Below are 18,689 nucleotides of genomic sequence, written 5' to 3' on the forward strand. Positions count from 1 at the left end.
TGCCTTCACTCCTTTGCTAATTGTGTGACCGAAGACATGACCTCTTCTAAGTCGACCGGTTCATCCGGTGTCTTCGCCATAGACGAAATCGCCCGTACTTTATTCTCACGGTCCAAAATGAACATTTGTGTTCCGTGTGTCACCAAGCCGCTCTCAGCCTTCGAGTAATAGAAATTCAACTGACGTGTCAAACGATCGATGACGACTGGATCTCCCGTCAATACTCTCCACCCTTTGGCATCTGCTTCAAAGTTCGAAGCATACTTTTTCAAGACTTTCGGTGTATCCACTTTTGGATCAACCGTCACTGCGACGAGTTCGACGTCACTTCCGTACAATTCTTCGCTCCGAAGCTTCTTCTCAAGCTTACGGTAATCATTTAACGTCAACGGACAAATATCAGGACAGTTCGAGTAGAAGAACGTCAACACTTTGACTTTTCCGTCTTCCGAATTGAATGATTTTCCGTCTACGGCATTCGTTAATTCAAATGGTGTCGGTTCAGCGATGACAGGTAACTTTTCTTTCATGAAGAAATAATAATATCCCCCGGCTGCCGCAACTAAGATAAGGACGACGGCAGCGACCGTCAAGTAACTATTCTTTTTCAAGTTGGCTCCCCCTTAATGACTCCAGATCGCCCGGAATACGTTCGTCGTCTCACCCGGATCGTAGACGACATATAGTAAGCAATACACGATCACACCGGTAATGGCTGTCAAAAACCAAACGATTGAGGCAACCGGTCCGATTTTACGGTGACGTGCAAAGTTCTTCTTATACGCGTGATAGAGTGCCATCAAACCGAGCACCCCACCAGATGTCGCAAGAAGGATGTGGAAGATCAAGAATCCTGTGTAGTAGGCTTTGACGGACTCTGGACCGCCAAAGGCTGTGTTACCGAGCAGAATCGTACGCAAGGCATACATGATGAAGAATAATAAAGCGAGTGCAGCTGCAATCGTCATCACGGTTTGGTGAGCTTTCATATTACGACGCGTTTGGGCGATTAAAAACCAGCCAATCGCTACGAAAATCGCACTGATGACAATCAGCGACACACAAATCAACGGCAAATAACTCATGTTCCAACTTCCTCCAATTTAATCCGCTTTTGGTGTGAAGGACATGCCTTCATCCACGGCAGTACTTTTTGAACGGCGCACCCATGTAAAGAAGGTCAGTCCGAAGAATAGACCATACACGAGTTCTTGACCGAGCTTCATGAGGACACCACCAAAGCGTTGGTCCTCTAATAAGTCATCTGTCGTTCCGAGCAATCGTTCCAGGTTCAATCCGCTTAAATCATTGTTCGGCATACAGTAAGCGAGTACTTTCGCGAACGTCGCCGGATCCTGATACGCTTGATACTGAAAACTTTGACTGAAGATCATGAAGGCACAGGCTGGTGTCAACAACACACCATTCGCTACGATGTAGACCATCTTCTTCAGGTCAGAAAGGCTGTCCGCCTCATTGACCGGTGCAATGATCGGATACCACATCGTCATACTCAAGAAAATCAATGTTCCGTGGAACAGACGGTGAACGGTATAGTTCGTCAAGACATAATCAAAAATAAATGGCATGTGATAGAACGTAAACAAGGCATTAAAGACGACAAGTGCAATCAGCGGCTTGATGAAGAAGCGAAGAATCCTACCAAGATACGGTGTATCGAACAAGCGCTTATAAAGCCACTCTGGTATCGCAATCAACAAGAGCGGCGGTGCGACCATATAGACGAATACCATCTGCAGCATGTGTGCTGAGAACGTGATATGTGCTAGCAGGTCTAATGGACTTCCAAAACCGATGTAAAAAACGATCAATGCCGCGAGCATCGAAAACTTTTGCCCAAGCGTTGTTTCCGGCTCATCCGGACGACGCAACTTTTCTGTCACGACAGCATATAGGATATACAATCCAACGAGTATCAACGCATAATACGGACTCCATAAGACAGTCCATTCGAATTGCGAAAGTGCTCCCCTTAAATTGCCTAACATATTTTTTCACCCCGTTCCTTTCTCTTACAAACTAAGATTACCGTTCCCCTATTTCATTGTAAAGGTTTCTCATAAAACGATTCCAAAATAAAAGACCATCCTGCTAAACGTTAGCAGAATGGTCACATTTCTTACCAGATCAACAGACGAAGCGTCGCAACGATCGTCAAGGCGACGAAGATGCCAAGACCCATCATGACTTTGATCCATGTGTTGCCTTTGTTGTTCATATGCATGAACATGTAAAGCTGAAGGTAAACCTGAACGATTGCCATGATGATCAAGAAACCACCAGCTGCCCAGTGCGGCATGAGATCAGCCATGACAGCACCGAAAGCGATGAGCGTCAAGAAAATCATGAGTGCGAAACTGATGAGTTGCAGTTGTGTCTCACGACCACGTTCTGCTTTCATCTCAAGCTCGATTTGATTGCGCGTAAGTTGCGGTTCGTGTTTTTCCATCTTATTTCACCATCCCCATGAGGTAGACGACTGAGAAGATAAAGACCCAGACGACGTCAATGAAGTGCCAGTAAAGACTTGAAACATAGTACTTCGGCGCATTCACGACCGTGATGCCACGGTTCCAGTTCCGGATGAGCAATGTCGAGATCCAGAGAAGACCGAACAAGACGTGCGCACCGTGGAAACCGACGAGAGTGTAGAAGGCAGAACCAAATGCACTCGACGTGAATGTATGACCGATGTGGTAGTAATGATTGAACTCATAAATCTCACCCGCTAAGAATGCTAGTCCAAGAACAAGTGTGATAATTAACCACATTTTCATCTTCTTGACATCATTACGTTTCATCGCCATCATCGCAAGAACACTTGTTAATGAACTTGTGAGAAGGAGCATCGTCATGATGAAGACGAGACCCATTTCGAAGATGTCATAACTGCGTAGACCTTCTTTTGCACCGGAGTTATGGAGACCGATGTATGTCCCGAAGAGAGAGGCGAACAAAGTCGTCTCTCCTCCAAGGAAGAACCAGAAGGCTACATATTTATTCTTACCCTCAAGTGTTGCTTTTTCAACATGATCCGGAATACCCGTGATCGGGTTATTCGGTACTGAATGATGACCCATCTTACTTCGCCTCCTTTTCTGCTTCAAGGCGTAGATCTTCTTCGACGACTGATTTCGGGATGTAGTATCCTTCATCATCGATCCAAGAACGGAGGAACATCGCGATCAATGTCATCGCAAGACCAATCAAGGCAACGACAAGACCAACAGTTCCATAGTCTAGGCGAAGAATGAATCCGAGACCTGCGAGGAATAGACCGACTGACATGACGAATGGCAAGATCGTGTTGTTCGGCATGTGGATATCGCCGACTTCTTCCGATACAGAAACTGTTTTGTTTCCTGCCATTTTTTCGAGCCAATACGTATCCAAACCTTTGACGAGTGGGATTTGAGCGAAGTTATACTCTGGAGTTGGAACTGGAAGTGTCCACTCAAGTGTACGTCCATCTCCCCAGACGTCGCGTTTTACATATTCTTTTGACATCAATGCTGCTGCAATCGAAATGACGAGAACGATCGTCGACACACCCATGAAGGCTGCCCCAATTGATGAAAGTAAGTTCATTGTTTCCCAGCCTTGGTTTGGCAAGTACGTGAAGACACGACGTGGCATACCTGTAAGACCAAGAATATGTTGCGGGAAGAACGTCAAGTGGAAGCCGATGAAGAACAACCAGAATTGAATTTTTCCCCAGAATTCGTTGAGCTGTTTCCCGAACATGAGTGGGAACCAGTAGTAAAGACCTGCGAAGAGACCAAAGACAACCCCACCAACGATAACGTAGTGGAAGTGAGCTACTACGAAGTAACTGTCATGGTACTGGTAATCGGCAGGTGCAACAGAAAGCATAACCCCTGTCATACCACCAACAAGGAATGATGGAATGAACGCGACCGAGTAAAGCATTGCGACTGGGAACGTCAACTTACCGCCCCATAGCGTAAAGAGCCAGTTGAAGATCTTGACCCCTGTCGGTACAGCAATCGCCATCGTTGCTACGGCGAAGATCGCGTTTGCGACCGGACCGAGACCAACTGTGAACATGTGGTGGACCCATACCATGAATCCGAGGAAACCGATCAACATCGTCGCAAAGACCATCGTCGTGTAACCGAAGAGACGCTTACGAGCAAATGTAGGAATGATTTCAGAGAAAATACCGAATGCCGGTAAGATCAAGATATAAACTTCCGGGTGACCGAAGATCCAGAAGAGGTGTTCCCAGATGACGATGTTCCCGCCCGCTGCCGGGTCGAAGAAGTGCGCTCCGAAGAGTCGCTCGAACGTCAAGAGGAACAATCCAACCGTAAGTGGTGGGAATGCGAAAACGATCAAGGCAGAAGCAACGAATGCTGTCCATGTGAAGAGCGGCATCCGCATCAGTTTCATACCTGGTGCACGCATGTTCAAAATCGTAACGAGGAAGTTAATTCCCCCCATAAGTGTACCGAAACCAGAAATCTGAAGTCCTAACGCATAGAAGTCTACACCGAGAGACTCAGGTACTGTCGAGAGTGGTGCGTATGCAGTCCACCCTGCGTTCGGTGCAGCGCCGAAGAACCAAGAAAGGTTCAACAAGACTCCACCGAAGAAGAACAACCAGAAACCAAGTGCATTCAAGAATGGGAACGCAACGTCACGTGCCCCGATTTGAAGCGGTACTGCTGCGTTCATGTATCCAATCAACATCGGCATCGCTGCCAAGAAGATCATCGTCGTACCGTGCATCGTGATCAATTGGTTAAAGAGTTCACCGCTGACGAAATCGTTCATCGGTTTAATCAATTGAAAACGAATCATTAGGGCTTCTACGCCACCGACTAGAAGGAAGAACAATCCAGACATGATGTAGAGAATCCCGATTTTCTTATGGTCGACTGTCGTTAGCCAGTCCATGATGCCGCTTTTTTTCTGCGGCATACCCATAGTATGTGTCCCCACTATGATTCCCCCTTAAAAAATTATTGGAGCTTTTTGTCCAATAGATAATCTGCCAATTCGCTCAATTCTTCATCGCTGATCTGATCTTCAGAGAATCCAGGCATTTTCGTACCTTGTTTCTCTTTTTGAGGATCGCGAATCCATTTTTCGAGGTTTTCTTTATCATGGTCGAGGTAACCCGCGATACGTTGACGATCACCGAAGTTCGTCAAGCTAGGTGCGACTTTTCCGCCACCATGACAGCTGAGACAGTTCTGGGCATAGACTTTCTCGCCAGTCGTCCAGTTCTTTTCATTCTTTTTATCAAGCTGCTTCGTCTCTGCTTCTTTCGCAGCTTTCATATCTTTCAACCAGTTGTCGTAGTCGTCTTGTTCAAGTGCAACGACTTTGAAGTCCATCAATGCGTGAGAAGGACCACACAACTCGGCACATTTACCGTAGTAAGTGCCTGCTTCTTTTGCTTGTAACCACATTTCGTTTTCAAGACCTGGGTTCGTATCTGTTTTACCAGAAAGAGCTGGTACCCAGAATGAGTGAATGACGTCTTTAGACGTCAAGTTAACAGCAACACGTTTACCGACTGGAATGACAAGTTCTTGTCCTGTCGAAACACCTTTGTCTGGGTATTCGAACTCCCACCAGTAGAGGTTTGCTGTAACGTTGATTTGTTCGTTTTTCTTCGCTTCTTTTGCATCTGCGAGTTCAACCGTTGTTTTGATCGTCGGAATTGCAAGAACGATCAAAAGAAGAATCGGAATGACTGTCCAGATGATTTCAAGCGTATGGTTCCCTTCGACTTGCTTCGGAACCGTGTTATCACCTGATTTACGACGGAATTTCATAAGTACGTAAATATAAATGACGGCTACGATCGCAAGGACGAACAACATGACCCACAAGCTAAGCTTGATGATCTCAAGTTGCATCTCAGCGCCTTCTCCGCGAGGCTGTAGCGCAGACAATTCCGGAATTCCACAACCTGATAACATAAGTGCCATCAAGCCGATTGGAAGAAGCCGGAAGAGCATTTTTACTGATTTTTTCACAACCATCCCCACTTTCTTTGTCCCCAATTTTGTCTTTCGTAATGGTGTACGTGAATTATGTCAAATCGTTTTAGAGAGAAACGAGTACGACCGTCACGATCCAAGCCGTGAAATAAAACAGTGAGAAGAAGAACATCTTCGACGCCCATTTGATTTCGGCTTGTTCATCTTGGATCTTCAGACCTTTCAGTCCCATATAGAGCCAATATCCACCGAGCAATGCCATGACGATCATGTAGATGATGCCATAGTGTGCTAAGAGGAGTGATGATGGAATGAGTACTGCAATCCACCATACAATTTGTCGTTTCGTGATCGCGAATCCGTTTACGACAGGTAACATCGGGATACCTGCTGCCCGATACTCCTCTGTTCGTCGCATCGCGAGTGCAAGGAAATGTGGTGGTTGCCACACGAACATGATGAGGAATAAAATCCACGCATCAATGTGAAGCGTCGGAGTGACTGCCGCAAATCCAATGATTGGTGGCACAGCTCCTGATATACCACCTACGACTGTATTGATCGTGTGCGTCCGCTTTAACCACATCGTATAAATCACGACGTAAACGAATGATCCGATCAATCCGAACACTGCCGCCACATGGTTGACGATCAACAACAATACCGTACCGGTCGCAAGAATACCGAGTCCTAGTGCGAGTATCCGCTGTCCATCCATCTTCCCAGTAACGCTTGGTCTTCCCATCGTCCGTTCCATCTTGTAATCGATGTCCCGGTCAATGTAGTTATTGAGGTAGCAACTTCCGGCAATGACCAACCCACTCCCAAGAAGCGTCCACAGTAACATCCACTTGGTTTGCCATAGATACAACAGGACATCATCCGTTATGTACGATGCTGCTACGACATACCCCGCGAAGACCGTAATCAGATTGGCACGGACAATCCCCATTTTTGCTAGGGTAATATAGTCCTTGAATGTCGGCTGATCTGCTTGCTCGATCGCCATATCCAGTGCCTCTCCAGTAACTTTCGCCATGCTGTTCCCTCCTTTTCACCGTCTGCTTCCGTTTAGCACCTAGGCTTCACGTAATTTCTTCACAGAAATAACACAGACATGCCACGAAACGCCCTTTTCTCTATAAAAGATACCACATATCGAGGACCGTGACGTATGAAAATACTTTCGACATAATGAACAAAATGTGAAATCTATGTGATTTTCATCACAGTTCACCATATTTACCTAATACTAGAATAGCGTTGTTCTAAAAGATTGCAACCCTTTCAGTACTTTTTATGCGATACTAGACCTATGGAAATCCATGTATTTCGTATTTTTTTAGAAAGGTGGTGTCCAAATCTTGAATCGAAAACTTTCGATGTTTTCAGCCTTCGTCACGTTTACGATGATGATCGTCTTACTGATGGGTGGGACAGTCACAAAAACGGATTCGGGAGATGGTTGCGGAACGGATTGGCCACTCTGTCACGGGGAACTCATTCCGACGAACCCTAGTGTTGAAACGATGATTGAATATAGTCACCGCGCTGTGACTGGAGTCGTTGGACTCTTAATCATCGCCTTATGTCTCTGGACGCTCGTTGCCTTCAAGGATCGATTAGATACGAAGATCTTTGCGTTTCTTGCTTTTATCTTCATGTTGATTCAATCGATCGTCGGTGCTGGAGCAGTCGTTTGGCAACAATCAGACCTCGTCATGGCGTTACATTTCGGAATCTCTTTGATTTCCTTTGCTTCGCTATTGATTTTGACACTGTTGATCATGGAGCGTCCGGGTCAGGAATTCAGGGAATCTGTCCCAGCATTCTTACGGAAGCTCTTGTACGGTCTACTCATCTATACGCTGATCGTCGTTTATACGGGGGCTTACGTGCGCCACGTCGGGGCTACATATGCTTGCGTTGGTTGGCCTGTCTGTTCTCAACCTTCCATGACGTTCGAAGCGTGGGTGCAGATGATTCACCGGATCATGGCAGGATTACTGTTCCTGTTCACCTTATTCGTCCATGTCGTTGCGATACGCTTAAAGCATCGGACGACAACGATTGGTATGGCGTTCGCGACGTTCTTCATCTCGTGCCAAGTCGCCACTGGGGCTTGGATCGTTCTTGGTGGACATGCAACGTATGTGCCGTTACTCCACGCCTTCTTGATCACATGTTACTTCGGGGTCTTATCTTACTTGACGTACCATGCATTCCGAACGCGCAAGGCAAATAGTCGTCTTCAATAAGGTCGTAAAAAAAGGATGTTCCTCAAGCGAGGAACATCCTTTTTTCATTATTTGAATCGAGCAATCGCACGCTTTCGCGCTTCGTCATGTGCGACGATTGGTTCTGGATAGCCATAATCCTTGCGTTGCTCAGCAGTTGGTTCATGAATATACTGCTTTGATAAATCCTTGATTTCCGTGACATACTTTCGAATGAACGCTCCATCCTTATCGAACTTCTTCGATTGAGTCGTCGGATTGAAGACGCGGAAGTACGGGACGGCATCCGTTCCGACTGATGCTGCCCATTGCCAACCCCCGATGTTTGATGCCGCTTCATAATCAACGAGTTTCTGCTGGAAATATCGTTCGCCTTTCTGCCAATCGACCAACAAGTCTTTTGTCAGGAAAGAAGCGACGATCATCCGTAGACGATTATGCATCCACCCCGTTTGATTCAATTGCCGCATCGCTGCATCAACGATCGGATAGCCCGTCTTGCCTTCACACCACGCCTTGAAGCCCGCTTCATCTTCTTCCCATTCGATTTCCCGATATTGCGTATTGACGGCTTGTCGTTTTGATTCCGGGAAATGCATTAAAATCATGTAATAGAATTCACGCCAGATGAGTTCGGTGATGAAGGTCTGTTTCCCTTTTGATTCTTTTGCCTCCTGAACAGCCGCATAGACGGTCCGAATGCCGACTTCTCCAGTCCGTAAATAGCGAGAAAGTAAACTCGTACCGTCGACAGCAGGAAAATCACGATTCTCTTCGTAATCTTCAAGCGATTGTTCGATGAATTTCTTCAAGCGTTGTTTCGCCTGCTTTTCACCAGGATGGAAGACGGCTTCCGACTCTGCCTTTTTAAAATAAGCGTTGATGAAACTATTATCGTGCTGACGCTTTTGATAATGATCCCGCAGCGTTTGCCATTTCACTTCATATGGTGCAGGAATATCTTTTTTCATGAATGCATTCTTATATGGCGTGAATACTTTATAGAACTTTCTATCTTGCTTTTTAATGTCATGTGGGTGAAGAAGATGTCGGTCTAGTAGTCGCTCCGTCTGACGATCTTTACGCTTTTTAATGATTTTTTCATCTCGCGTCTTGAATGGTTCGACATATTCCGCATTAAATAACAAAACGTCCGCATCACCAGTTGCGTCTAAGAAAGCCTGTTCATCGCCTTCGATGAAACGGATTGGCATCTCTTTCTCTTTGCAGGCATCAGAAAACATCTCGAGCGCTTGGAAGAAATATTGTTGCCGTGCTTCATATTCTCCGATGTAATCCGGATTGAGCCAAAAGACGAACTCGACCGTCGCCTTCGGATTTTCATTTAGTAATTCAACAGCACGTGCCAACATGTGGTTATCTTGTAATCGAAAATCACTTCGTACCCAACAAATAATGTTCAATCGTATCCTCTCCCACTACGTATTGAATGAAAAACAGGCAGCCCGCCGAGCGTGCGCCTGTTTTTCGTTGTGACCTTATACGAATTCAATCAGTAAGTCTTGACTTGCGATGGCTTCGCCTTCCTTGACGTGGACGGCTTTGATTTCACCGTCTTCCGGTGCTTGGATCGTCGTTTCCATCTTCATCGCTTCCGTGACGAGGAGTTGCTCTCCTTTACGGACACGTGTACCCGTCTCGACGAGTACCTTCAGCACGCTACCCGGCATTGATGCACCGATTTGTTTCGCATTGCTTCGATCTGCTTTTGGACGACTTGATGAACTTTCCTTAATACTGATGTCTTTGACTTCGACTTCACGAGGAACACCGTTCATCTCATAATAGATCGTCCGCATCCCATGATCGTCTGGCTGACCGATTTGAATCAACTTGAGGTAGAGTGTCTTGCCTCGTTCGATTTCAACCTCGATCGTCTCCCCTAGACGCATTCCATGGAAGAACGTATTCGTATCAAGAACAGAGATATCACCATATCGCGCGACATACGAACTGTAGTCCATGAAGACTTTTGGATAGAGCGCGTAAGCGAGTGCATCAAATTCTGTAACTGGACGTTCAAGTTTTTCGAACAACTCATGTTTGATTGCATCAAAATTGAGTGGTTCCATCATCTTACCTGGACGTTCTGTCAGAGGAGCAGCTCCCTTGAGAATAGCCTGTTGAACGTCTTGCGGGAAACCATCTGGTGGTGTTCCGAGCTCCCCTTTCATCAGTTCGACGACTGAATCCGGGAAATCAAGTCCACTTGCACGGTGCAAGACATCCTCTTCTGTCAGATGATGTTGAACCATGAAGAGTGCCATGTCTCCGACGACTTTTGACGATGGTGTGACTTTGACGATATCGCCAAACAGCATATTGACACGCGCATACATCTCTTTGACTTCAGACCAACGATCCGCAAGTCCAACCGCTTTTGCTTGTTGCTGTAAGTTCGAATACTGTCCACCCGGCATCTCATGGTCGTAGACCGTTGGATTCGGTGCGATCATATCGAGTTCGAATGCTTGATACAGATGACGCACGTCCTGCCAATAATCCGAAATCTGTTCAAACTTCTGTGCTGATACGAGCGGTTGACGTGGATGACCACTTAAGGCATGAATCAAGCTACCACCCGCTGGCTGACTCGTCAGTCCCGACATGCTTGATGCCGCGACGTCTACGACGTCGACACCTGCATCAATCGCACGCGCATACGTATAAATCCCGTTCCCACTCGCATCGTGTGTGTGGAGATGGATCGGTAGCGATACCGCATCTTTAAGTGCTGATACGAGCGCGTAGGCTGCCTCCGGTTTCAAGAGACCCGCCATATCCTTGATGGCAATGATATGAGCGCCGCTTTCTTCCAGTTGTTTCGCTAGATTGACGTAATACGGCAGGTGATATTTCGGTCGATTCGCATCGAATAAATCCCCTGTATAACAGACAGCTGCTTCCGCGATTTTACCTGTCGGCAAGACCGCATCGATGGCAAGTTGAATCGACTCCGGGTTGTTCAGGCTATCAAAAATCCGGAAGACGTCAACTCCAGCTTGTGCTGCTTCCTTGACGAACGTGTGAATGACATTGTCCGGATAGTTTTTGTAACCAACGCCGTTCGCACCACGAAGCAACATTTGAATGAGGACGTTCGGCATCTTTTCACGTAATTTCATCAGACGAACCCATGGATCCTCCGATAAGAATCGGTAGGCGACATCAAATGTCGCGCCTCCCCATGCTTCGACAGAGAACAGTTCAGGTAGCAGTTTCGCTTCCGCCTCTGCAATCGCAACGAGATCCTTCGTCCGCATCCGCGTCGCAAGGAGCGACTGATGGGCATCACGGAATGTCGTATCTGTCAACAAAACATTCTCCTGAGCTGCCAACCATTTTGCGACGGCTTCTGGACCTTCCGCATCGAGAATCGCTTTTGCACCTGGTGTATAGTCTGTCGGGAGATTTTTCGGAATCCGGACGTCACGTGCAAGCGGCTTGTCCAATTTTCCGATTCCCGGGAATCCATTGACGGAAACCTCTCCGATGTACGTCAAAAGTTTCGTTCCACGGTCTTGACGTTTCGGGAAGATGAATAATTCTTGTGTATCATCAATGAACGATGTGTTGTAATCGCCGCTGACGAACGCATGGTGCTTCAAGACGTTGCTTAAGAATGGGATATTCGTCTTGATTCCACGGATTCGGAATTCACTTAAGTTTCGACGCATTTTCGCGACGGCTTGGTCGTATGTCAAACCATGCGTCGAGATTTTTACGAGCAGTGAGTCATAATATGGTGAGATTTCCGCTCCGACATAAGCATTCCCACCATCGAGACGTACACCAAAACCGCCTGGTGAACGATAGGCTTTAATTTTCCCTGTATCCGGCAAGAAACCGTTCTCCGGATCTTCTGACGTGATTCGGCTTTGGATCGCAAAACCAAGCATCTTAATGTCTTCTTGTTGCGGAATACCAACGAGGTCGCTATGTAACGATTCGCCTTCAGCAACACGGATTTGTGTCTGGACGATATCAACGCCTGTGATCATCTCCGTAATCGTGTGCTCGACTTGGACACGTGGGTTGACCTCGATGAAATAGAAAGATTCATCTTGTGTCACGAGAAATTCGACCGTACCCGCATTTTCGTATCCGACATGCTTCATCAATGTGACGGCTGCGTCACAAATCTTTTGTCGACCTTCGTCTGATAGCGTCACACAAGGTGCCACTTCGACGACTTTTTGGTGACGACGCTGTACGGAACAATCACGTTCAAACAAGTGAATGATGTTCCCATGGGCGTCACCGATGATTTGAACTTCAATATGTTTTGGTCGTTCGATTAATTTTTCGACGTAAATCTCATCCGAACCAAATGCTTTCAAGGCTTCAGATTTCGCACGTTCGATCATGTCTGGAAGCTCTTCTTCTGTCCGGACGACACGCATACCGCGTCCACCGCCACCAAGCGATGCTTTGACCATGAGTGGATAGCCTGCTTCTTTTGCGAACGCATATGCTTCATCAATGGATGAGATCGGACCATCCGTTCCCGGAATGACAGGAAGACCGGCTTCAATCGCTGTCGTCCGTGCTCGTACTTTATCCCCGAACTTATACAGATGCTCTTCTTGCGGTCCAATGAAGATGATTCCTTCTTCACGGCAACGTTTGGCTAGCTCAATATTCTCAGAGAGGAATCCATAACCAGGATGGATCGCATCACATTCGGCTTTTTTCGCTGTTGCAATGATATCTTCAATATCGAGATAGGCTTCGATCGGTTTTTTCCCTTCTCCGATCCGGTACGCTTCATCGGCTTTATAGCGATGAAGAGAACCCATATCCTCTCGCGAATAAATGGCAACGGTACGAATACCGAGTTCTGTCGCTGCACGGAAAACGCGAATCGCGATCTCCCCACGGTTTGCTACGAGAATCTTCTGGATTTTAGTCAACTGATGCTCCCCCTTTAGTTAATGAGCTTGTGGCACTCATCGAACGTGCAGTCCGCACTTCTTTCTGATAAGCCACTCGATATTTGTTTTGCATGGAAATGTTCGCCATTACACCAAGCATCGTACTCATGACGAGTAACGATGACCCACCGTAACTGATGAATGGCAAGGTAACACCTGTACCTGGAAACAGACCGGACATGGCCGCGATATTGATACATGTCTGGATGAAGATGATACCGGATATCCCGAGAGCGAGCATGCTCGAGTAAAGCGAGACACACCGATTAGCGATGACCGCACCTTGAATCATCAAGTAGAACAGTAGACCAAGCACGACGAGGACACCGACGAATCCAAGCTCCTCCGAGATGATCGACATGATGTAGTCGGTTTCAGGCTCTGGTAGATAGCCATACTTTTGAAAGCTATTCCCGAGACCTACTCCAAATAATCCCCCGTGGGCAATTGATATGACGGAGTTGATGAGCTGATATCCCTTCCCTTCTGCGTCAAGGAAGGGATTCAAACTTGCTTGAATCCGTTGCATCTGATTATCCGAAAAATTATTCCATGCGTACAAGAAGATGATTGGTACGGTGACGACACATAACATGATGTAACCACTCGGTAATCCAACTGCGAATAAAATCATCGCCGTGATGAGTAACAGAATGAACAATCCGCCGTCATCCGGTTGCATGCGAATGATGATCGCGTAAGGTGCAAGTAATACAACCATCGGAATCAAGATCCAGTCCGAGAAACTAAGTAAAATCCGTCTTCCTGGAGACGTCGCTGGAATTTGACGATGGATGAAGTGATGGACGATCCCAATCACGCCGTCCATTTTCCCTTTGTGCTTTTGATCAAAATAACTCGCAAGTCCGACGACGAGCACGAATTTACAAAGCTCGATTGGTTGAATCAAGAAGATACCGAAGTTCAACCATGCGCGAGCCCCGTTTAGTGGTGCCGAAAACAGCGTCGCCATCAACATCAACCATGTAATCGCGTACAAGAGTAAACGAATCACTGGTCCACGGAACACCTCATGATTGATTTGTGAAACAAAAAGGAACAGCACGATCGCCATCGCATCAAACATCAACTGCTTCTCAAAGAAGGACGTATTCGCATAATCTCCACCGTTCCACACGCTCGCACTATAGACCATGACCGTACTGATCGCCATGAGGATGAGCATCGTAAAGAAGAGACCATAGTCAAAAAATGCTCGTTTTTCTTTAAACTTCGCTAACATATGTACACGTCCTTTTTTCATTTTCTAAAAAAAAATACCCAAACGCCGCATTTCACGTTTGAGTAGAAAATCAGCACGTCTCCGCATCATGTAAATCAGATAATTGCTGTTCAAGTGATTCGAGTAATTGTTTCCCCTCACCCGCATCAATCAGTTCAAGACGTACCGCAAAATCAATTTGACGGGATAATCCGAACATTTGTGTATCCAATACTTCCTCGTAAAGAGGACATTGTGGCATCGTTAAATTCGCAAGCTGGACCTCGATCAACCGGCGGATTTTTTGTGCATCCGCTTCTAGTAGCTCAAGAGCGCGCTGGCGATGAACTGTCTCGATTTCAGTTGACAATCCAATCCCTCCTCATCAAATGACGCGTTCCTGTTATAGCTAAACTTTACCTTACTTTCGCCAACAATTCAACGTTTCGGTATAATGGATTTGTTGGACTTACACATTTAGGGGGTAGAACAAATGATTTTTCCGATTAACGGTAAAGTACGACATCAGTTAACGATTGATCCGACAGTCTGGATCTTTGATGAACGAAAGGTGGAAATCGAGAAAATCGGTCAACCAGCCGACACAAGTGAACAAGAAGCGTACTACGCGAAAATGGGGGCTGCGTGGGATAAAGGCATCATGGAAGGCAGTCGTACGGATCACAATCGTCCGATGACACGTGCTGAAAAAGAAGCTGCGCTTCAAGGGTCATTCGCCATGGCGCTTGCGCCGTTCATCCGGAATGCCGAGCTCTTACCGGACGCGATCGCTATTCGTTTCGAAGGCGAAGAAACGGTTGAACTTCCACTTGAGCAACTCGACGAAGTGTATCTGCAGTTCTCACAAGACGGCAAAGTGTTAGCAGATGGACCCGTTCATCTGTTACACGGACAACGGATCGTCAAATCCGTTCATACGGTTACCGTCATATAAGGAAAACGTGGTGCGCCTGAATAGACGCACCACGTTTTTTCATAGTAAATCGGCTGCGAGGCGTGCCAAGTTCGAGCGCTCCCCTTTGACGAGTTTAACGTGTCCCGTCATCTTCTCATTTTTGAGTCGTTCTACAGCGTAGGATAGACCATTGGAATACTCATCTAGATACGGATGATCAATCTGTTGCGGATCCCCGACTAACACGATTTTCGAGTTTTCACCGACACGTGTCAAAATCGTCTTGACTTCATGTTTCGTCAAATTCTGCGCTTCATCGATGATGATGAATTGTCCCGGCATACTACGTCCCCGGATATACGTTAACGCTTCCAGTTGAATCGTCTTCATTCCGGCGAGAATGTTACCTAGTTCGTCTCCCGATCCCGTATTGAAAAGGTGTTCGAGGTTATCATAGATCGGTTGCATCCACGGACGAAGCTTCTCTTCCATTTCACCCGGCAAGTAGCCGATATCGTTTCCCATCGGTACGACAGGACGAGCAACGACCAATTTTTTATATTTATGCTCGTCTTCCACTTGCAGGAGACCCGCAGCGAGTGCAAGTAACGTTTTTCCGGTACCTGCCTTACCAACGAGTGTCACAAGTGGTACATCGTCACGTAATAATAACTCAAATGCCATCCGTTGTTGGACGTTTCGTGGAATGACGCCCCAGACTTGGTCGACATCGATCGAAAGTGCCCGAATGATCGGCAGGTTCTGATCAACGACGGCGATGGCTGAAGCTTTCGACATGTTACTTTTTAAGATGACGAACTCATTCGGTTGCACTTTTTCTGGCAAGACATCCACCGAAAGCCGTTTGTCCTGATAAAAGGCATCAATATACTCCTGATCGACGGTTACTTCGATGAATCCTGTATAAAGACCGGTCAAATCAGCGATATGATCTGTCATATAATCTTCAGCGACTAATCCATACGCATCCGCTTTGACGCGGACTAAGATATCTTTTGAGACAAGAATGACATCTCGTGGGGTCGCTTCGGTTTGTTGTTCCCGATGAATCGACCACGCCAGTTCAATGATCTTATTATCGTTTGATTCATGCGTAAACGGCGAACCTTCATGAATGGAGTCCCCAATATCGACGCGAAGAATACCGCCGTTTCCGAGTGGCACTCCCGCATGAAGCTGACCAGTTTCCCGTAATTGGTCTAAGATGCGAGCTGTTTCTCGTGCATTACGTCCAACCTCATCCATGTTGCGTTTTTTTCCATCTAGTTCTTCTAGTACGATCGCTGGTATGACGACGTCGTGCTCCTGGAATTGGAAAAGAGAAAGTGGATCGTGAAGCATGACATTAGTATCAAGTACGTATATTTTTTTCATTCCATCGTTCGCCCCTTTAGAGTCGAGTTTGTGATGAATGTTACGCTTTTAGGATGCGATGAACGAGTTGATCCAACCGTTCGGCTGCCTGTTCATCGTATGTTTTTTCGATAGTCGGTCGTTGTGTGACAGCTGCTCCGTAAAACAAGATGTCACGCACCTCCTCAACGCGTCCCTCATAAAAAGCGAGTGGCAACGGAAGGTCTTCTTGCGGCGTAAACGCCTTGACGTCCGTACACGTTAAGCTGTACGTCGACTGATCTGCAAAAAAGATCAACGTGAAGACCGGATGTTCTCGTAATGTTTTAACGAGATGAGAATCTGCTTCGATTGCAAAACGAACCGTTTGCGAATCCGTCGCATGTACCCAACTGATTGCATGTGTGATGGGCCAATGTTTGGATTGATCATGCGTAATCAAAAAAACGAGTGGTAATTGCGATAGTGCTTCTAGTTGACCTGAGTTGAGCTGTTGTTCAACTTTATTTGCCATGACATCACCCCCTCTACGACTTAGTGATGATATTTCGATATATACTTCTCGTTTCCCTTTTTTACATCTGAATAATCTTCTAATATGATATACTAAGAAAAAAAGGGAGGACCTGGCATGCGAGTGAAATGTACGATTTGCGATAAGCGTGAAACGATTGATGATTGGTCCTTCACGGCGAAGCGATTACGCAATAAACCTGTTCGTGTCCACATTTGTGATGAGTGTCGATCACGCGTAGAAGAACGGACACTTGAACGCCACGCTTCTGGACAATTTCATTTATACCCGACTTGGGAAACGAAACGAAAACACTGGTAAACAAAAGGTCTGCGGGGAAATTCCCTGACAGACCTTTTGTTGTTCATCGATTGATTCGAACGAGTCGATCATCATCTGCCGATGGATTCCCTCTTCCGTCCGTATTATTTGTAATATAGTAAATCGATGTCTCGTCAATCCAGACATCTCGAATCCGACCTTGATTTTCGACGATCGTCTTGACTTGCTTCGTCTCTAGATCGATGGTTTGTAATCGTTGTCCGACAAGTGTTGCAAAATAAAGTGTATTCTCTGCCGTTGCAACTCCACTTGGTGCAACAGATTGTTCTCCTACTTCATACCACGGCGTCACCAGTCCATCTGCTTGTTCTTTCCCTTCAATCGTCGGCCATCCATAGTTCTTTTGTTCGATTCGGTTGATTTCATCGTGCCCACTTTGCCCATGTTCGCTTGCATACAGTTGATCATCGACGAAAACAAGTCCTTGTGGATTCCGGTGACCGAGACTGTAGACGTATCCTTCTTGATTCCCCTCGAACGGTTTCCCTTCAGATGTGATACGTAAAATCTTTCCTGCCAACGAATCAATGTCTTGTGCCAGTTCGGGATTCGCTGCGTCTCCTGCTGTGACGTAGAGTGCGCCCTCAGGTCCCCACTCCAGTCGTCCCCCGTTATGAATCGTCGCTCCGGGAATATCATCGAGTAAGACACGTTCTTCCGTCCACTGATCACCCTCTTCTTTTATCGCGATGACGCGATTCGTCGCTTGTCCTTGTTTGGCGTACGTATGGTAGACGTATGCTGTCTTATTGTCCTTAAAATCAGGATCAAGTACCATCCCAAGCAATCCACCTTCTCCTTCAGCGAGGACATCCTCTTTCAGCTGAAGGCGCATCCGTTCATAATCATCTTTTTCTCCTTTGACAATCGTTCCTTCTCGTTCCGTGATGTAAAATACTTCTCCTTCTCGGACAATATTCCACGGAGCGTTTAGCTCTTTAAATATGACGCCTTCTTGCGCTTGAGATGATTGCGTCGCTTCTTGATCACCTGAATCCTGTTGATTGTTTTCTTGTGTCGTCTGATTCGTTTCCTCTGTTGACGATTCTTCTGACGTTTGTGTACACCCCATCAGGATACCCGCTAACAGTAGGGGTATGACATACCTTATTTTCACTGTTTTCTCCCCCTTT

The 18,689-nt window shown here is 46.5% G+C and carries 18 protein-coding genes; 3 read left to right on the forward strand and 15 right to left on the reverse strand.

Annotation, left to right across the window (positions count from 1 at the left end; genetic code table 11):
• Nucleotides 1-5: 5 nt before the first annotated feature.
• The 8 genes from KNQ11_RS07455 to cyoE form a co-directional block, all read right to left on the reverse strand.
• Nucleotides 6-611, reverse strand: a complete 606-nt coding sequence (locus KNQ11_RS07455; RefSeq protein WP_023468823.1) for an SCO family protein — start codon at nt 609-611, stop codon at nt 6-8.
• A gap of 12 nt (nt 612-623) precedes the next feature.
• Nucleotides 624-1,085, reverse strand: a complete 462-nt coding sequence (locus tag KNQ11_RS07460) for a DUF420 domain-containing protein (RefSeq protein ID WP_023468824.1) — start codon at nt 1,083-1,085, stop codon at nt 624-626.
• 18 nt (nt 1,086-1,103) lie between these two features.
• On the reverse strand, nt 1,104-2,009 hold the full coding sequence (ctaG, locus tag KNQ11_RS07465) for a cytochrome c oxidase assembly factor CtaG (RefSeq protein WP_023468825.1): 906 nt from the start codon (nt 2,007-2,009) through the stop codon (nt 1,104-1,106).
• A gap of 131 nt (nt 2,010-2,140) precedes the next feature.
• Nucleotides 2,141-2,470 carry a cytochrome C oxidase subunit IV family protein gene (locus KNQ11_RS07470; protein ID WP_029342160.1) on the reverse strand — a complete coding sequence of 110 codons (330 nt, stop codon included), beginning with the start codon at nt 2,468-2,470 and terminating at the stop codon, nt 2,141-2,143.
• Nucleotide 2,471: 1 nt separating this feature from the next.
• Nucleotides 2,472-3,101 (reverse strand): cytochrome (ubi)quinol oxidase subunit III, encoded by a 630-nt coding sequence (locus KNQ11_RS07475; protein ID WP_029342161.1) that lies wholly within the window; start codon nt 3,099-3,101, stop codon nt 2,472-2,474.
• 1 nt (nt 3,102) lies between these two features.
• The gene (gene ctaD, locus KNQ11_RS07480) at nt 3,103-4,971 is read right to left on the reverse strand and encodes a cytochrome c oxidase subunit I (RefSeq protein WP_174514739.1); all 1,869 of its coding nucleotides are present in this window, start codon (nt 4,969-4,971) and stop codon (nt 3,103-3,105) included.
• A 35-nt stretch (nt 4,972-5,006) separates the two neighbouring features.
• Nucleotides 5,007-6,038: a cytochrome c oxidase subunit II gene (gene coxB, locus KNQ11_RS07485; RefSeq protein WP_081637364.1), complete on the reverse strand. Its 1,032-nt coding sequence runs from the start codon at nt 6,036-6,038 to the stop codon at nt 5,007-5,009.
• Nucleotides 6,039-6,102: 64 nt separating this feature from the next.
• Entirely contained in the window at nt 6,103-7,035 is a 933-nt protein-coding gene (gene cyoE, locus KNQ11_RS07490) for a heme o synthase (RefSeq protein WP_023468830.1), read from the reverse strand.
• Nucleotides 7,036-7,360: 325 nt separating this feature from the next.
• Here cyoE and KNQ11_RS07495 point away from each other — a divergent pair, with 325 nt between their 5' ends.
• On the forward strand, nt 7,361-8,254 hold the full coding sequence (locus KNQ11_RS07495) for a COX15/CtaA family protein (protein ID WP_023468831.1): 894 nt from the start codon (nt 7,361-7,363) through the stop codon (nt 8,252-8,254).
• Nucleotides 8,255-8,301: 47 nt separating this feature from the next.
• On the opposite strand, the gene KNQ11_RS07500 is transcribed toward KNQ11_RS07495, so the two are convergent.
• The 4 genes from KNQ11_RS07500 to KNQ11_RS07515 all read right to left on the reverse strand — a co-directional run bounded on the left by KNQ11_RS07500 (nt 8,302) and on the right by KNQ11_RS07515 (nt 14,780).
• Nucleotides 8,302-9,657, reverse strand: a complete 1,356-nt coding sequence (locus KNQ11_RS07500; protein ID WP_214770907.1) for a cryptochrome/photolyase family protein — start codon at nt 9,655-9,657, stop codon at nt 8,302-8,304.
• Between the two features lie 75 nt (nt 9,658-9,732).
• Nucleotides 9,733-13,167 (reverse strand): pyruvate carboxylase, encoded by a 3,435-nt coding sequence (locus KNQ11_RS07505; protein WP_035396703.1) that lies wholly within the window; start codon nt 13,165-13,167, stop codon nt 9,733-9,735.
• Nucleotides 13,160-14,431 (reverse strand): FtsW/RodA/SpoVE family cell cycle protein, encoded by a 1,272-nt coding sequence (locus KNQ11_RS07510; RefSeq protein ID WP_149427635.1) that lies wholly within the window; start codon nt 14,429-14,431, stop codon nt 13,160-13,162. The genes KNQ11_RS07505 and KNQ11_RS07510 overlap by 8 nt, the downstream gene beginning before the upstream one ends.
• Before the next feature lie 70 nt (nt 14,432-14,501).
• Entirely contained in the window at nt 14,502-14,780 is a 279-nt protein-coding gene (locus tag KNQ11_RS07515; protein ID WP_023468835.1) for an Fpa/YlaN family protein, read from the reverse strand.
• 123 nt (nt 14,781-14,903) lie between these two features.
• Between KNQ11_RS07515 and KNQ11_RS07520 the strand changes: the two genes are divergently transcribed.
• Complete coding sequence (locus KNQ11_RS07520; protein ID WP_023468836.1) at nt 14,904-15,365, forward strand: hypothetical protein; 462 nt, start codon at nt 14,904-14,906, stop codon at nt 15,363-15,365.
• Between the two features lie 39 nt (nt 15,366-15,404).
• On the opposite strand, the gene KNQ11_RS07525 is transcribed toward KNQ11_RS07520, so the two are convergent.
• Together KNQ11_RS07525 and KNQ11_RS07530 are read right to left on the reverse strand one after the other, a co-directional pair.
• Complete coding sequence (locus KNQ11_RS07525; RefSeq protein ID WP_029342169.1) at nt 15,405-16,721, reverse strand: PhoH family protein; 1,317 nt, start codon at nt 16,719-16,721, stop codon at nt 15,405-15,407.
• A gap of 40 nt (nt 16,722-16,761) precedes the next feature.
• Entirely contained in the window at nt 16,762-17,214 is a 453-nt protein-coding gene (locus tag KNQ11_RS07530) for a PNPOx family protein (protein WP_050677546.1), read from the reverse strand.
• Nucleotides 17,215-17,331: 117 nt separating this feature from the next.
• Here KNQ11_RS07530 and KNQ11_RS07535 point away from each other — a divergent pair, with 117 nt between their 5' ends.
• Nucleotides 17,332-17,535 carry a YlaI family protein gene (locus KNQ11_RS07535; RefSeq protein WP_029342171.1) on the forward strand — a complete coding sequence of 68 codons (204 nt, stop codon included), beginning with the start codon at nt 17,332-17,334 and terminating at the stop codon, nt 17,533-17,535.
• Nucleotides 17,536-17,578: 43 nt separating this feature from the next.
• Here the strand turns inward: KNQ11_RS07535 and KNQ11_RS07540 are convergent, their stop codons facing one another.
• Entirely contained in the window at nt 17,579-18,673 is a 1,095-nt protein-coding gene (locus tag KNQ11_RS07540; protein ID WP_214770910.1) for a PQQ-dependent sugar dehydrogenase, read from the reverse strand.
• Nucleotides 18,674-18,689 lie beyond the last annotated feature (16 nt).

The organism is Exiguobacterium sp. s39 (assembly GCF_018618925.1).
Lineage (GTDB): Bacteria > Bacillota > Bacilli > Exiguobacteriales > Exiguobacteriaceae > Exiguobacterium_A > Exiguobacterium_A abrahamii.

Excerpts from the sequence above, each read along its gene's own strand:
- KNQ11_RS07460 (WP_023468824.1), bottom strand. The coding sequence starts at position 1,085 with ATGAGTTATTTGCCGTTGATTTGTGTGTCGCTGATTGTCATCAGTGCG.
- ctaG (WP_023468825.1), bottom strand. The coding sequence starts at position 2,009 with ATGTTAGGCAATTTAAGGGGAGCACTTTCGCAATTCGAATGGACTGTC.
- KNQ11_RS07470 (WP_029342160.1), bottom strand. The coding sequence starts at position 2,470 with ATGGAAAAACACGAACCGCAACTTACGCGCAATCAAATCGAGCTTGAG.
- KNQ11_RS07475 (WP_029342161.1), bottom strand. The coding sequence starts at position 3,101 with ATGGGTCATCATTCAGTACCGAATAACCCGATCACGGGTATTCCGGAT.
- ctaD (WP_174514739.1), bottom strand. The coding sequence starts at position 4,971 with ATGGGTATGCCGCAGAAAAAAAGCGGCATCATGGACTGGCTAACGACA.
- coxB (WP_081637364.1), bottom strand. The coding sequence starts at position 6,038 with ATGGTTGTGAAAAAATCAGTAAAAATGCTCTTCCGGCTTCTTCCAATC.
- cyoE (WP_023468830.1), bottom strand. The coding sequence starts at position 7,035 with ATGGCGAAAGTTACTGGAGAGGCACTGGATATGGCGATCGAGCAAGCA.
- KNQ11_RS07510 (WP_149427635.1), bottom strand. The coding sequence starts at position 14,431 with ATGTTAGCGAAGTTTAAAGAAAAACGAGCATTTTTTGACTATGGTCTC.
- KNQ11_RS07520 (WP_023468836.1), top strand. The coding sequence starts at position 14,904 with ATGATTTTTCCGATTAACGGTAAAGTACGACATCAGTTAACGATTGAT.
- KNQ11_RS07525 (WP_029342169.1), bottom strand. The coding sequence starts at position 16,721 with ATGAAAAAAATATACGTACTTGATACTAATGTCATGCTTCACGATCCA.
- KNQ11_RS07530 (WP_050677546.1), bottom strand. The coding sequence starts at position 17,214 with ATGGCAAATAAAGTTGAACAACAGCTCAACTCAGGTCAACTAGAAGCA.
- KNQ11_RS07535 (WP_029342171.1), top strand. The coding sequence starts at position 17,332 with ATGCGAGTGAAATGTACGATTTGCGATAAGCGTGAAACGATTGATGAT.